This is a genomic window from Streptomyces sp. AJS327, from assembly GCF_013450295.1.
GTDB lineage: Bacteria > Actinomycetota > Actinomycetes > Streptomycetales > Streptomycetaceae > Streptomyces.
The window spans coordinates 25,192-39,411 of record NZ_SKBR01000004.1 but is presented as its reverse complement, the minus strand read 5'-3'; the positions used below and the strand labels follow the sequence as shown (position 1 = coordinate 39,411).

14 protein-coding genes are annotated in these 14,220 nt (G+C 70.4%); all 14 read left to right on the top strand.

Annotated elements, in window-relative coordinates; genetic code table 11:
* Nucleotides 1-184: 184 nt before the first annotated feature.
* The 14 genes from E0L36_RS21880 to E0L36_RS21815 all read left to right on the top strand — a co-directional run bounded on the left by E0L36_RS21880 (nt 185) and on the right by E0L36_RS21815 (nt 14,079).
* Nucleotides 185-1,549, top strand: coding sequence for a hypothetical protein (locus E0L36_RS21880; protein WP_180930998.1), 1,365 nt, complete (start codon nt 185-187; stop codon nt 1,547-1,549).
* Nucleotides 1,546-1,731, top strand: a complete 186-nt coding sequence (locus tag E0L36_RS21875; RefSeq protein WP_180930996.1) for a hypothetical protein — start codon at nt 1,546-1,548, stop codon at nt 1,729-1,731. The genes E0L36_RS21880 and E0L36_RS21875 overlap by 4 nt, the downstream gene beginning before the upstream one ends.
* Nucleotides 1,728-2,681, top strand: a complete 954-nt coding sequence (locus E0L36_RS21870; RefSeq protein WP_180930994.1) for a ParB N-terminal domain-containing protein — start codon at nt 1,728-1,730, stop codon at nt 2,679-2,681. Before E0L36_RS21875 ends, E0L36_RS21870 begins: the two co-directional genes overlap by 4 nt.
* On the top strand, nt 2,678-3,304 hold the full coding sequence (locus E0L36_RS21865) for a hypothetical protein (RefSeq protein WP_180930992.1): 627 nt from the start codon (nt 2,678-2,680) through the stop codon (nt 3,302-3,304). The genes E0L36_RS21870 and E0L36_RS21865 overlap by 4 nt, the downstream gene beginning before the upstream one ends.
* Nucleotides 3,301-4,878 (top strand): terminase large subunit domain-containing protein, encoded by a 1,578-nt coding sequence (locus E0L36_RS21860; RefSeq protein WP_308416877.1) that lies wholly within the window; start codon nt 3,301-3,303, stop codon nt 4,876-4,878. Before E0L36_RS21865 ends, E0L36_RS21860 begins: the two co-directional genes overlap by 4 nt.
* Nucleotides 4,879-5,017: 139 nt before the next feature.
* The gene (locus tag E0L36_RS21855; RefSeq protein ID WP_180930991.1) at nt 5,018-5,845 is read left to right on the top strand and encodes a phosphatidylserine/phosphatidylglycerophosphate/cardiolipin synthase family protein; all 828 of its coding nucleotides are present in this window, start codon (nt 5,018-5,020) and stop codon (nt 5,843-5,845) included.
* 118 nt (nt 5,846-5,963) lie between these two features.
* Entirely contained in the window at nt 5,964-6,224 is a 261-nt protein-coding gene (locus E0L36_RS21850) for a hypothetical protein (RefSeq protein ID WP_180930989.1), read from the top strand.
* Between the two features lie 67 nt (nt 6,225-6,291).
* On the top strand, nt 6,292-6,774 hold the full coding sequence (locus E0L36_RS21845) for a hypothetical protein (RefSeq protein ID WP_180930987.1): 483 nt from the start codon (nt 6,292-6,294) through the stop codon (nt 6,772-6,774).
* Between the two features lie 44 nt (nt 6,775-6,818).
* Entirely contained in the window at nt 6,819-7,319 is a 501-nt protein-coding gene (locus E0L36_RS21840) for an NUDIX domain-containing protein (RefSeq protein ID WP_180930985.1), read from the top strand.
* 184 nt (nt 7,320-7,503) lie between these two features.
* Nucleotides 7,504-7,653, top strand: coding sequence for a hypothetical protein (locus E0L36_RS21835; RefSeq protein ID WP_180930983.1), 150 nt, complete (start codon nt 7,504-7,506; stop codon nt 7,651-7,653).
* A 131-nt stretch (nt 7,654-7,784) separates the two neighbouring features.
* Nucleotides 7,785-8,123 (top strand): DUF1360 domain-containing protein, encoded by a 339-nt coding sequence (locus tag E0L36_RS21830; RefSeq protein WP_180930981.1) that lies wholly within the window; start codon nt 7,785-7,787, stop codon nt 8,121-8,123.
* Nucleotides 8,123-9,847 carry a hypothetical protein gene (locus E0L36_RS21825; RefSeq protein WP_180930979.1) on the top strand — a complete coding sequence of 575 codons (1,725 nt, stop codon included), beginning with the start codon at nt 8,123-8,125 and terminating at the stop codon, nt 9,845-9,847. Before E0L36_RS21830 ends, E0L36_RS21825 begins: the two co-directional genes overlap by 1 nt.
* A gap of 225 nt (nt 9,848-10,072) precedes the next feature.
* On the top strand, nt 10,073-13,864 hold the full coding sequence (locus E0L36_RS21820; protein ID WP_180930977.1) for a phage minor head protein: 3,792 nt from the start codon (nt 10,073-10,075) through the stop codon (nt 13,862-13,864).
* Nucleotides 13,864-14,079 (top strand): hypothetical protein, encoded by a 216-nt coding sequence (locus E0L36_RS21815; RefSeq protein ID WP_180930975.1) that lies wholly within the window; start codon nt 13,864-13,866, stop codon nt 14,077-14,079. The genes E0L36_RS21820 and E0L36_RS21815 overlap by 1 nt, the downstream gene beginning before the upstream one ends.
* Nucleotides 14,080-14,220 lie beyond the last annotated feature (141 nt).

Here is a 14,220-nt window from a genome sequence, read left to right as displayed (position 1 = left end):
TGCCGAAGCGGCCACTCTGAGTGTGTGTATCATCCCTGTCCGCGATCGGCCGTCCTGAGCAGCGGCGCGGCCGATTGCGGCAGGCGCCGGTGGTCGCAACGCAGCACGCTCGCCTTCCGGGCGAGAGGTCCAGGTGCAAGCCCTGGCCGGCGCTCTCCCCACACCCGTACCAGGGGGCGGCGCCATGTTCCACGGATCGATCCCGGCTCCCCTCCGCTCGATCATCTACGAGCACGCCGGGGCCTGGCCGGAGACCGACATCTACGTCGGCTGCTCGGGCAACTTCACCATCGAGCGCGTGCTGCACAGCAGGTTCGGCAACGCCCGGCCCGTGCACGGCAACGACATCACCGGCTATAGCTGCGCGTTGGGCTGGTTCCTCGCTGGGGAGGAGCTGCCGTTCAAGCTGCGCGAGGAGTACGAGGACGAGCTGGGGTGGGTCGTCCCGTACATGGAGGACCGCACCGACCGCCTGGCCGTGCTCATGCTCGGCACCCGCTTCCTCCAGTACGTCGGCAAGGAGGGCACCTACTACCGGCGGATGCTGGACGCGACCCGGGCGCAGTGGCCCCGGATGCACGAGAAGACCGCGGCCAAGCTCCGCGCGCTGGAGACCCGCCTCGGCTCCTTCTACGCCGGCGACGTCCTGGACTACCTCCGCGACGAGGTGCCCGACGAGGCCCCCGTCGTGATGTTCCCGCCGTTCTACGCGAAGGACTACCAAGCCCAGTTCGCGCCGATCGACGCCGCTTTCTCCTGGCCCGAGCCCACGTTCGGCGAGCTGACCGAGGACGGTAAAGAGGAGATCATCCGCCAGGTGCAGGACCGGCCAAACTGGGTGCTGGGTCTGCACATCGAGCGCCCGGAGCTGCGCCACCGTCTCGCCGGGGTCGTACAGACCGCGAACCGCGGCCTGCCGATCTACGTGTACGCAGCCGGAGGCCACCGGCGCATCGTCCGCCCCCGGCAGCCGGTCGAGCCGATCCCCATGCCGAAGATCGGCACGGACGAGGATCTGGGCGACCGCATGACCCTGCACGTCCTCTCCAGCGGCCAGTTCGCGGGCATCCGCTCCCAGTTCATGTCCAAGACGATCAAGCCCGGGTCGCCGCTGCTCGCGTGCGGCGTCGCCGTCGACGGCAAGCTCGTGGGCGCGTTCGCGTACCTGCCGCCGAAGTTCGACCCGGCGACCGCGTACCTGATGAGCGACTTCCCGGTGAGCTGGACGAAGTACCGGCGCCTAGCCAAGTTGATCGTGATGGCCGCGAGCACGTCCGAGGCGCAACTGCTGCTCCAGCGGTCGCTGTCGAAGCGGCTGACCTCATGGTCGACGACCGCGTTCACCGACCGGCCCAACAGCTCGAAGTACGGGCGCGGCATCCCCGGGGTGAAGCTTCAGAAGCGATCCGAGCCGGGCGACAAGGGAGACGGCATCCACCGCTACCAGCTCCAGTACGGCGGGCCGCTCGGCGGCTACGACCTCGCGGGCGCCCTGGAGCTGTGGAAGCGCAAGCACGGCACCGACATCAGGAAGGGCGGTGCCCGATGAGCACTCCCCGCGAGGACGGCGTCCCGGCCGCTTCCACCTACCGCGCCGAGCTGGCCTTCTACGAGATCCGCGACGGGCGCCGCGTCAACGAGATGACCGTCGACGTACGCGGCTCCACCAGCTTCGTGACCCGCCTGGCCGACGCGGCTGCCGGCGCCTTCGAGGAGGAGACCAGCCGATGAGCACCGACAACACGCAGGCCGCCCGGAAGATCCGGCCGCGCCTCGTCCGCCGCAATCCGCGCGAGCTGACCCCGCTGCCTGTGAACGCGAGGTTCATGCGCAAGGAGGAGTGGGACCGGCTCGTCGAGAACGTCCGCGCCGACGGCTGCCTCACGAGCGTGCCGCTGATCTACGGGGCCGGTGAGTACGACGAGGGCCACGAGCTGATCCTGTCCGGCAACCACCGCACCCTGGCGGCCGTAGAGGCGGAAGTCGACGAGATCGACTGCATGCTGATCGACGACCCGCAGGAGAAGGACGAGCTGATCGCGCGCCAGCTCTCGCACAACGCGATCAACGGCCAGGACGACCCGGCAACGCTGCGCGAGTTGTACGACCAGATCGAGGACGTCGACTGGCGCGCGTACTCCGGCCTGGACGACGACCAGCTCAACCTGCTCGCCGAGGTCTCGCCCGAGGGCCTGTCGGAGGCGAACCTCGACTTCGCCACCGTGAGCCTGATCTTCCTGCCGAACGAGCTGGAGGCCGCGCGCACCGCGTTCGCCGATGCCCGGATGGGCCAGAACGAGAGCTGGCTGGCCGCACGCGCCGACTACGACCGGGTCCTCGACACGCTCGCGTCCACGCACGCCGCGCACAAGGTCGGGAACGTGGCCACCGCTCTGCACGCCATCCTGACGATCGTCGAGGACCACCTGACGGACCTCCAGGCCGGCTACACCTCCCCGGACGGCGACCCGCTGCACACCGGGCACGTCGGACTGGAGACCGTCCTCGGCGCCCGTACGCTGCCCGCCCCCGCAGCCGTCACCCTCAACAAGGCCATCGCGGCAGCCGAGGGCAGGGGCGAGATCGAGCCCGGGCAGGGCTGGCGGCTCCTCGAACGCCTCGCGGGCGAGTACCTGTCCGGCCCGAACCACACCGCGGCCGAACCCGCGTCCTCGGCATGAGCGCCCCCACGCCGATCACGCTCGACTCCACGATCCCGGCCTGGGAGCAACAGCCCGGCGAGACCGCCAAGCGTTACGGACAGTTCGTGACGTACCGGGACCTAGGGCGCGCCCGGACGCTACCAAAGGCTGCCGAACTGCTACAGCGCCACCCGGTGACCGTGCGCAAGACGTCGGCCGAGTTCCGGTGGCTGGAGCGGGCCGAGGCGTACGACCGGCATCTGGACCGGATGTACGAGGCGATGTGGCTGGAGGAGCGCCGCAAGGCCGCCGAAGCCGATGCGAAGATCCTCGGCGCCGCCATCGGCAAGGTGGCGCAGCGCCTGCCGTCCCTGAACGCGCAGGAGATGTCTGCGAGCGACGTGATTCGGCTGATGGACGTCGCGATGCGGCACCGGCGCGTCCTGTTCGGCGACCCGACGGACACGGTCGTCGTCACCGACCAGCCGATGAGCCCGCTCGCCGGGCGTCTGGCCGAGTTCGCCGATCTGCCCGTCGACCAGCGGCACAAGCGGCTCGCGGAGATGGCCGCCGCCGTCACCCGCCGCGTGCAGGCCGTCGAGGGCGACGACGATGACGACGAGGAGGCGTACCCGGCCGGTGAACAAGGGGGTGCGGGGTGAGCATCGCCTACGCCGAGGAGCTGCCGTACCTCGACGACACCACGGTGTACCAGCAACTCGTCGCGGCCGAGCGGGCCGTCAGCCGTGATTTGCTGCGCGACCCGGTCACGCTCGCACGAGGGCTGGACGCAACATTTCGGTTGCGCCCGCATCTGCGGGTCATCGGCAACGCGCTGGCCGAGGTCGGGCGCGGCGAGTGCGACCGCCTCATGATCTTCACGCCGCCGCAGTGCGGGAAATCCACGGTGGTCGCGGAGTGGTTTCCATTCTGGTGGCTGTGCCTGTACGGCGGGGATCGGGTAGTGATCACGTCCTACGGTGACGACCTGGCGCTACGGCGCGGCAAGACGATCCGCTCTCATGTGGAGGAGTACGGCTCCGAGTACGAGCTGGCGATGAAGGCCGGGTCGGGCGCACAGCAGGACTGGTCAGTTACTTCCGGCGGCGGCGTCCGCTCCGTGAGCGTCGGCAAGGGCCTCACCGGACACAGCGCGAACCTCCTCGTGGTCGACGACCCGCACAAGGACCGCGCAGACGCCGAATCCGAGGCCAGCAGGCGGGCACTGCACGACTGGTACTCCTCGACCGCGTTGAAGCGGCTCCAGCCCGACCGCCACGCCGTTGTCGGCATTCAGACGCGCTGGCACCCGGACGACTGGGCTGGCAGGCGCCTCGCCGAGGAAGGCCGCAAGGAAGAGGGCGGTAGATGGCGAGTCATCCACCTGCCGGCCATTGCTGACCCGAAGTTCGGTGCCGACCCCCTCGGCCGCGCGCCGGGAGACCCGCTACCCCACCCGAAAATCCGTACCCGTGACCGGCGCGCGCTGATGGCGTGGTGGGCCGATATGAAGAGGACGTCGATCGTGAGGGACTGGCACGCGCTCGCCCAGGGCGACCCGCAGCCCGCCGAAGGCGCGCTGGTCTCGGATGAGCTGCTGCGCCTGCTGCGGGACACGAGCACCACGGTGGAGCCGCAGAAGATCGCCGTCGCGATCGACCCGTCCGGCGGCGGCCGGGACGTGGCCGGCGTAGTCGGCGGCTTCCTCGGCGACGACGGCCGGGTGTGGATCACCGACGACGTCTCCGCGGCGATGTCCTCGGCGGACTGGTCGATGGCCGCCTGCCGTCTCGCGCACCGCACCGAAGCGGCGATCATCTTCGTGGAGTGGAACTACGGCCGCGACATGTGCGAACTCGCCATCCGCACGAGCTGGGAGACGTTGCAGCGCGAAGGCGAGATCCCCGACGACGTCCTCATGCCGCAGATCGCCCCGGTCCGCGCCAAGCAGGGCAAGCTCTTGCGCGCCGAGCCCGTGGCGCAGCAGATGGTCCAGGACCGCGTCCGGCTGCGCGGAGTGTTCACCGACCTCGAACGCGAGTGGGCGACGTGGATGCCCACGGACCCGGACTCGCCGGGCCGGATCGACGCCTCAACGATCCTCGTGTACGGGCTGATCCCCGACGCGAACAAGGGCGCCATCGTGCACGCCCCGCTCCCGCAGGCCCCCCAGCCCGGCAGGACCCCCCAGCCGCCGCAGGCCGCGTCGGCGTACGGGCGGCGCATCGGGAAGTAGGTGATCCTAAGAGGTTCTTGCGGGCGATGCGATGGCAGATGCCGCGCTCGCAGACCCCTGATGTAGGTGCTGTGGGCGGGCAGCCCCACTCGCGGCCCCCATGGTTGAGTATCTGGACCGCCTGGAGAGGGGCACAGCGATGAACAAGGACGGCCTGGAGCTTCCCGCAACGTTTGACCAGGAGTTCGTCCGGCAGGACGGACACCGCGGCCACTTCGGCAAGAACGTGCTGAAGGGGCTGGTGGACGGGATGGAAGACTTCCTGGAGGAAAAGCGACGCACGCCGGGATTTCGGAGCATGGGGCCGGTGGCACTGGGCGGCTTCCTCTGGCTCGACGACCCGGAGGTGGCCGCCTGCCTGGCCCGGTTCGCCCATACCTGCGTGGTCGTCTCCAAACAGGGGCGCAGCAAACGCGAACTGCAGAAGCTGAGCGAACTCCAGCCCTTCGCCGACGGCGACAACGGAATGCCGGCCCGTGTCTTCGCCGAGCTGACCAATCTGGACTGGCGGGAGGAGGGACGCGCCAAGGTGGTGGGGCCGACCGCGCAGATGCCCGAGGTAATGATCCCGCCTCTACGGACTATCGGGTTCCGCCGCCAGCCCAAGAAGGACATGGTGCCCTTCCTCCACACAAAGATCATGCTGCTCGGCGAGCTGTGGTGGCACGACGAGGACGCCTTGGGCGGCGTCGCCGACGTCATCGGCTTCCGCCCGGAGCGACTGTGGGTGGGCAGCGCCAACGCCACCGCACGAAGCAGGTACAACCTGGAGTTCGGGATGTGGCTCGATGACCCGAAGGCGCTGCAAGCAGCGCAGACCTTCCTGGTGCAGCTCATGGCACACTCCGAAGCGCTCGACCCGGACAGTGACCTGTTCGAACCGGAGCTGCTGCCGGTGGACTTCGACGACGAGGCATTCGCCGAGTACGCCGCAGAGTACGGGTGGGGAGAACACGACGACGCCTGAAGAGCACCATCGCGAGAAGCGCAGCACCACGGCCTGACCCTCGCTCGGCACGGGGCTTTGGCCGCAAGTTCCCGCAAGTTCCTGGCGCTCGTGAGCCCGGGTTCGTGACAGTGAGCAGGTGACCCGTCTCTTCCGCGAGGTGCACCGCCTCGACAGCCACCACCGCACAATGCCGGGCACACGACCCCTGACGGAGCGGCAGCAGGGGTATCGGGCCGGGCTGCTCGCTGCTGCGGCCATCAGTCGTGGGGCGGCGCCGGAGCGCGGCGAGGAGATGTTCGCGGCGTGGCTGCGCAAGCAAGGAACCCGTCTCCCGCCGTGTGACTGCCAGGTGTGCACGGTCGTCGGTGAGGCGTTGGCCGCCCTCGAAGCGGACTGAACATGGGTGCGCGCGTACGGCACTGGGTAACGTGTTGCTTCGGCTTGTACCGCTCGAAGGGGGATTCATGCTCGGTTGGAAGCGCAAGGCGCCGAAGCACGAGCGGCAGTTGGCGTGGCGTGCCCAATTCCAGCTCGCGACTCGGGCACCGTTCGTGAATCACGGTGCCGACTCCGCCTCGCAGGTCGGTGAGGCGTTGTACGACAGTGGGGAGCTGGCCGACGCACTGCGGGATCTGGCACATGGCGTTAACCCCAACCGGCCGTTCATCGTCTCGCTGGTCGAGGCCGAGCGGGAAGTCATCAAGCTCGCGGACATGCGCCCGTCGTGGATCAACTACTGCAACGAGCGTTCCGGTCTCGACCCGTCCGCCACGGACGCCAACAGCGAGATGTCCCGGCAGTACGTGAACGGCGATGCGGTACGCGCCTGGCCCTTGTTCGACGATGCGCAAGCCGTTGTCGGCCCAGCCGCAGAGGCGCTGCGCAAGCTACAGAAGGAGCTGGCCAGCTTCTGCGGCAGCGACATCACCAGGGGCAAGGCCGCCTGATGCCTGGATCGCCCACGGGATGGACGCGCACGGGGACCGAGGTCGTGCATCGCGGCCCCTTCATCACGCTGAACCGTGACTCGGTGATCCGGCCGGACGGCAGCAGGGGCACCTACGACCACATCACGGTCAACGATGGGGTCCGCGTCGTTGCTCTCGACGACCACGGTCGAGTCGTCCTGGTCGAGGATGAGTTCTATCTCCAAGGTCGCCGTGTCCTTCACGTCCCAGGAGGCGGCATAGGCGGTCAGGAACCGCACGAGGCCGCAGGGCGCGAGCTGGAGGAGGAGACGGGGTTCGTCGCGGGCAACCTGCGTCCGCTCGGCGTGATCGACCCGCTGCCTGCCGCGACAATGGCGAGGACCCACCTCTTCCTCGCCACGGACCTGCGGCCTGGCACGATCCACCGAGATGACACCGAGATCGGTATGACCGTGCACTGGTGGAAGCTGACCGAGGCCGTGGATGCTGTTCGTGCCGGTCGCATCACCGAGGCTGGCAGCGTCGCCGCTCTGCTCCTGGCCGCGACTGCGGCAGGCGGCTGATTGGCCCTGGCCACAGTGTCCCGGGAAGCGCGGAAAGTCACAGCGCGCCCGGGGGCGTCCGCGCCACACTGGGGCCATGAAGCTGCCCCGTGTTCCGTGCCCACGCTGTGGCCGACCCATAGCGGCCGGCCCGGTCGCCGGTCGCATCAGCAAGGGTCGTCTGTGGCGGCACGACGATCCGGCGATGCTCCGCGTCCCCGACTGGCCCCTGGTGTCCTGCTCCGGCTCGCTGGACCTGGTCGATATGCCTCTGCCGGGCCGCCAGCTCGAACTCGACGTCGAGCCGCAGGAGCAGGCGAACGTCGAGCCCGAGCCGACGATGGCCCTGTTCTGACCTCGGCACCGCACAGTTATTGATCAGAAAACCCGGGTTGAGCTGCGGAAACTGTGCGGAATTGGGGTGCGCGGAGTGGTCTATCATCCACCGCTGACGTTGGCCGGATGATCTCCGCATAGGGGGCGGCAGTGCTCCAACTCCCCGAACTCGCCCTCCTCGCCCTGGCCGGGTACAGGGCAACCCAGCTCGCGGTGCACGACACCCTCCTCGATCCGGTACGTGACCGGATCTTCGCCTGGCACGAGCAGCGCCCCGAGTCCGGCCCGCGTACGGCGGTCATCACGCTGATCTCCTGCGTGTACTGCATGGGCTGGTGGATCACGGGTGCACTCCTTGCGACCTGGCTGCTGGCCACCGGCACCTGGCACGGTGAGCCGCTGGTCGTGCACGGCGCCGAGTGGCTGGCCGTGGCCGGCGCCGCCGTCCTCCTCAACCGGTGGGACGACTCCCGGGCGGAGGGCGACTGATGACCCGACGGGAGATCGTCGCCGCCGCCTCCCGGTACACGTCCCGGAAGATCCGCGGCCGGGGCGCGGGCGACCAGTCGTGGCAGCACCGCGCGTACGACATGTACCACCAGGTGCCGGAGGTGCGTTTCGCCGCGAGCTGGATCGGCAACGCGATGAGCGGCGCCCGCCTGTACGCAGGGCGCCGCGACGACGACGGCAGCGTGGACCCGGCGCCGCCCGGGCACCGCGCGGCCGAGATCGTCGACCAGATCGCGGGCGGCGGGGACGGCCAGGCCAAGATGCTCGGCCTGTTCGGGAAGCACCTGACCGTGCCCGGTGAGGGCTGGATCATCGTCCGCCCAAACGAAGAGGTCATGAGCCCGTACGTGCCGGAGGACGGGCACGACTGGCGTGTGCTGTCGGTGAAGGAAGTCCGGCAGCAGCAGGGCAAGTTGATCGCCGAGATCGACGGCGAGGAGGTCCCGATCCCCGAGGGCGACCCGGAAACCATGGACCCGGACGGCCCAGTCGCGATCCGTGTGTGGGAGCCCGACCCGGAGCACGCCATCGAGGCCGACAGCCCCGTCCGGTCCTCGCTGGAGCTGCTGGAGGAGCTGCTGCTCCTCAACGCCGCCGTGAAGGCCATCGCCCGCAGCAGGATCACCGGCCGGGGGCTGCTGCTGATCCCGAAGGGAACGCGTTTCCCGTCCGCCAAGCAGGGCGGCGAGGAAGACGACTTGATCGAGATCTTCATGACGGTCGCCGAAACCGCCATCCGCGACCCCGAGTCGGCCGCCGCGACCGTGCCGATCGTCCTCGAACTCCCCGCGGACACCATCTCCGAGATCAAGCACCTGAAGCTGGAGTCGGAGTTCGACGAGCTGGCACTGAAGCTCCGCGAAGAGGCCATCCGCCGGTTCGCGACCGGCCTGGAGATCCCGGCAGAGATCCTGCTCGGCCTCGGCGACGTCAACCACTGGGGCGCCTGGGCATTGACCAGCGAGGCGATCCGCCTGGGCATCGAGCCCAAGCTCGCGACCGTCGCGCACGCCCTCACGCATCAGTGGCTCCGCCCCATCCTCGAAGCCGAGGGCGACCCGGAGTGGCACCGCTGGATGGTCTGGTACGACACCAGCCCGCTCCGCGTCCGCACGAACCGAAGCGAGACCGCGCTCCAGGCTTTCGACCGGGGCGTCATCTCCGCCGACGCGCTCCGCCGCGAGACAGGGTTCGACGACTCCGACGCCCCCGACGAGTCCGAGCCGCAGCAGGACGAGGACGACAAAGAGGAGGAGTCGCCGGGCGACACCTCGCCCGGCGGGCCAGACCTTCCGGTCGACGAGTCCGAGGCCGAGCCGGTCACGCTGCCCGCGTCGGCCGGCCCCGGGGACGGGCTCCTCGCCGCCGCCGACGGCATGATCTGGGGCGCGCTCACCGCGGCCGGGGAGAAGCTGCGCAAGACTCCCGCCTGCCCACGTAGCGAGCGCGGGCGCGCCCGCGACGTCGAACCGGCCCGGCTGCACACGCTGTTGCCGGTCGACAAGGCGCAGGTCGAGCAGTGGCAGCTCCTCGATGGGGCGTGGACGCGTGCCCCCGAGATCGCCAAGCGGTACGGCCTCGACCCGGACTGCCTGTCCACGAGTCTCGACCAGTACGCCCGCGAACTGATCGCCGCCGGTGTCGAGCACGAATACCGGCTCGTGTCGAGCGTGCTCACATCCTGTGTGGGCGGCGGCCAGTGAACCGGCCCCGCGGCCCCCGCACGCCGACGCGCACCCCAAGCGGCGACGTGTCGCTGCACGCCGGGCATCTGCAATCCGGTTGGTGCACTGCGTGCAAGGCGTACACGTACCTGACGTGCGCGCTGCTGCTCCTCACCGAGCAGGGCGTCGCGACCGTCGGCACGTTGGGCTGGTGCGAGATCTGCGACGACCCTGACGACCCGTCCCCGCCGAGGAGGATTGACCGTGCCGGACCGTGATGCCCAACTCGACGCTGCCGATGCGCGGTTCGCGCGGGACGTGGGCGCCGCACTCGCGGCGACCGCGGACGAGTTCGCCGACGGTCTGGCGGGCGCGACCGAGTTGGTCGCCGCCCGGTTCTCCGTCGGCCGCATCGCCCGCATGTGGAAGGCCCGCGTCGCCGGCCTCGTACGCAGCCTCCTCGGCATCTCCGAGGAAGCCGCCCAGGCGGCGGCCGACGACGCCCGCGCCGACCTGCCCGACGGGTGGGACGACCTGCCCGGCCGCCACGCCGACGGCACCCTTCCCGACGGCATCGGCCGGTACGCCACCACGACCGAGGAGCTGCTGAACGCCGTCGGCGACCGCCTCGCCGACGCTGCCCGCCGGGAACTCGCCGAAGGGCTCGACGCCGGGGAGGACATCGACCAGCTCCGTACCCGGCTGAGGACGGCGTTCGCCCGGGACGGCGCCCAGCTCGGCCCGGGCCGTGAGCAGCGCGTGGCAGCGACCGAAGCGACCCGTGCCTGGAACACCGCCACGCTGGAAGCCGCCAAGGCTACGAGCGGCCCCGGCCGCGCCCTGGTGAAGCAGTGGCTCACCCGCCGCGACACCCGCGTGCGCGACTCCCACGCGGCCGTCAACGGGCAAATCCGCCTGCTCGATGAGGAGTTCACCGTCGCAGGGGTGCCGATGCAGGCGCCCGGCGATCCGGCCGCGCCGCCCGGCCTCACCGTGAACTGCCGGTGCCGAATCGCTGTCGCACCCGAACAGCCAACAGCCGCCTTGGAATCTCAAACCCCCTCGGCGGCAGGAGCTTCAAACCGAAGGATGATCTCCATGGAGAATCGGGTGACCGCCGCTGCGGGCGCGCAGACCGGCGCGATGATCGCGCTGATCCCGACCGCCGAGGACGCCGAACGCCTCGCCCTGCACTCGCCCGGAGCGGAGCCACCCGGCGAACTGCACCTGACGCTGTTCTACCTGGGCGAAGCGGCCGACTGGGACGAGGAACACCACACCGACCTGGTGCAGCGCCTCACCGCCCAGGCCCCGGTCGAACCCCTCACCGGGCGCGCCTTCGGCGCGAACCAGTGGAACGCGGACGGCGACGAACCGTGCTGGGTGTGGGCAGTCGGTGACGACCGCGAAGCGGACGGCCCCGGCCTGGAGTCCGCCCGGCACGCAGCTACATCCGCTCTGGAGGACATGCACCGGCAGCCGGAACTACCGGCCCAGCACTCACCGTGGCAGCCGCACGTCTGCGCCGCGTACTCGCGCAGCCCGGCCCTGCTGACGGCCATGAACGAACGCCTCGGCCCCATCGCGTTCGATCGCATCCGCATCGCTTTCGCGGGCGAGCGCACCGACATCCCGCTGGGACCGCCGACGGAGGAGGAACCCATGGAGGACAACCAGCACGACCAGGCGCAGGCCCTCGCGGCCCGGCCGTGGTCCACGCCCGGCGACACCGCGCTCGCCTTCGAGAACCAGCAGACCGGCGACGGCCGCGTGTTCAGGCCCAACTCGCTGTACTGGGACGGCTCCGGCCCCTGGCCGCTCCAGCACGCCGACGAAATGCTCATGGGCCACGAGGGCGCCGAACTCGCGGGCGCCATCCAGCAGATGGGCCGCGACGGTGACCGCATCATCAGCTCCGGCGTCCTCTACCCCGGCCGCCCGGCCGGCGCCGACGCCCTGATGCTCCTCGAAGAGGGCGCACCGCTCGGGGTGTCCGTCGACCTGGACGACGTGTCGCTGGAGTTCGTCGACAACACCGGCGACGTCGTCGACGAGCCCGAGGACGAGGTGGTGCTGCTCGCCGCCTCCCTGCCGTCCGCGTCGTTCCTCCGCCTCGACGACGGATCGTGGGCGGTGACCGCCACCGCGACAGCCGGATGGACCGCCTCCGGCCAGGTCATGTCCCGTACGGCGGCCGGGACGCAGCTCATCACCGGCCGCGACGGTCGTGTACCCGCTGCCGCTGTACGGGCCGCGTTCGGACCGACCGGCACCCTCACCGCCGGGGCCGGAGACCCGGACGCCGAGGACGGCGTCGTGCTGCACTCCGAGTCGTCCGGTGACCTGCTCATGCGCGTGACCAAGGCCAGGGTGCGCGGCGCCACCCTCGTCGCGATGCCCGCGTACGCGAACGCCCGGATCATCCTCGACGACCCGCCCGAGCCCGACGACGACGGCGAGGACGTGGCAGCGGCGAGCGGCCCCTCGGCCGTGCACCTGCGCGTCGTGAACTACGTCAAGGCCGCCCCGGTGCCGGTCGGCGCCCGCGAGGTCGCCAAGGCGCTCGGCATCCGCATGGAAACCGCGTGCGGGCACCTGACCCGTGCGGTGAAGGCCGGGCGTCTCGTCCGGCTCGCCCGGGGCCTGTACGTCGGCCCGGCGAACGAGGGCACCGAGCTGGCCGCCTCCGCAGTGGGGAACATGGACCTGCCGATCCACGACGACCAGGACCGCACCTGGGACGGGCCGGGCGCGAAGAAGCGCATCCTGGCGTGGGCCACCAGCGGCGACGAAGTCGACCCGGACAAGCTCGCGCAGGGCTTTCTGTACCGCGACGACGAGGCTGACCCGGCGACGCAGGGCGCGTACAAGCTGCCGTTCGCGGACGTCGTCGGCGACCGCCTGGAGATCATCCCGTCCGGCGTGTACACCATCGCGGCCGTTCTGCAGGGCGGCCGGGGCGGCGTCGATCTGCCGCCGGACGACGAGAAGACCATCCGCGGCCGGGTCGAGACCCTGTACAAGCGGATCGCGGAGAAGTTCGGGGACGAGTCGATCGTGCCGCCCTGGATGGGAGACGACGGCGACGGCACCGAGGACGACGAGGACAGCGACACCACGGCGTCGCTGGGGGAGCTGGAGGCGTCCGCGTGGACGGCGATGCGCGAGGCCGACCCGATGCCGGCGAGCTGGTTCCGCGAGCCCACCGAGGCCGAACTGCCGCCCGGGAGCGGCGGGGTGCACTACGCGGACGGCCGGATCTACGGCTGGGTCGCACAGACCGGTGAACCGCACGCGGGCTTCCCGGGGAAGAACCTCACGATCGAGAGCCTGGGGAACATCGACCTGACGCACTTCCTGCGGGCGAGGTTCAAGCTCGACGACGGCAGCATGGTCAAGGCGGGCGCCTTCACCATGAACGCGCCGCATCACCGCGACGGCGCCGAGTGCGAGTCCGCTGCCTGCCAGTTCGACGACACGAGGACCGTCGCCGGGATCGTCACCGTCGGCATGAACAGCAGGGGGCTCTGGTTCTCCGGCGCGGCTGCGCCCTGGCTGTCCGAGTGGGACCGCAACGTGTTCTCCGCGTGCCAGCCGAGCTACCACATGAAGCAGGGCAGCGGCGGCAGTTGGCAGCTCCGCGCGGTGCTGTCGGTGCCCGTCCCCGGGCACTCCTCGCCGCTGCTCGCCACCGCGGTCGCCGAGCGGGCGAACCTGGCCCTGGCCGCCTCTGCGGCGGCCGTCCTGCCCGCCCTGGACACCGTCCCGGACATGTCCGGCGAGCCCGCCCTCGACCTGCCCGGACAGCGGGCGGACAGCGCCCCGGACGTGCCCGGACGGCGTCCGCTGCCGTCCGGTGACGTCGACCAGGTCGCCTACTCGCTCCTCGCGTCGGTGCCGTTCGTCGACGCGCTCCTGACCGCGATGGACCACCGCCAGGAGCAGCGCGAGCAGGCCGCCCGCGCCGAGGCCGCCCAGCTCGCGGCATCCGTCATCGCCCCGGCCCGCGAGGAGATCGCCGCCGGGCACGCCACCGAAGAGGAGGGAGTCGCCTGATGGCCTGCGGCTGCCAGAGCAAGGGCAAGAAGTTCCAGGTCGTCACCGCGGCCGGGAAGATCGTCTTCGAGACCGGCAGCAAGCCCACCGCGGACGCCGTCTCGAAGCGGTACCCCAACAGCAAGGTCGAGGAGAAGAAGCCGGCCACTACCGGCCGTACGGCCAACACCTCGGCCGCGACGGTCTCCACCCGCAAGACGCCTGGTGGCGCGTGACGCCACCGCTTGACACCAGCCCGAGCAGCACCCACGGTTCGGGCTAGACTGATCCGGCGGCCGACCGGCTACGCCGGGCCGCCCCGCAAAGCCGCTGGTTCTGGGCCGGGCACTCCACTGCTTCACCGGAGGCCCGGCTTT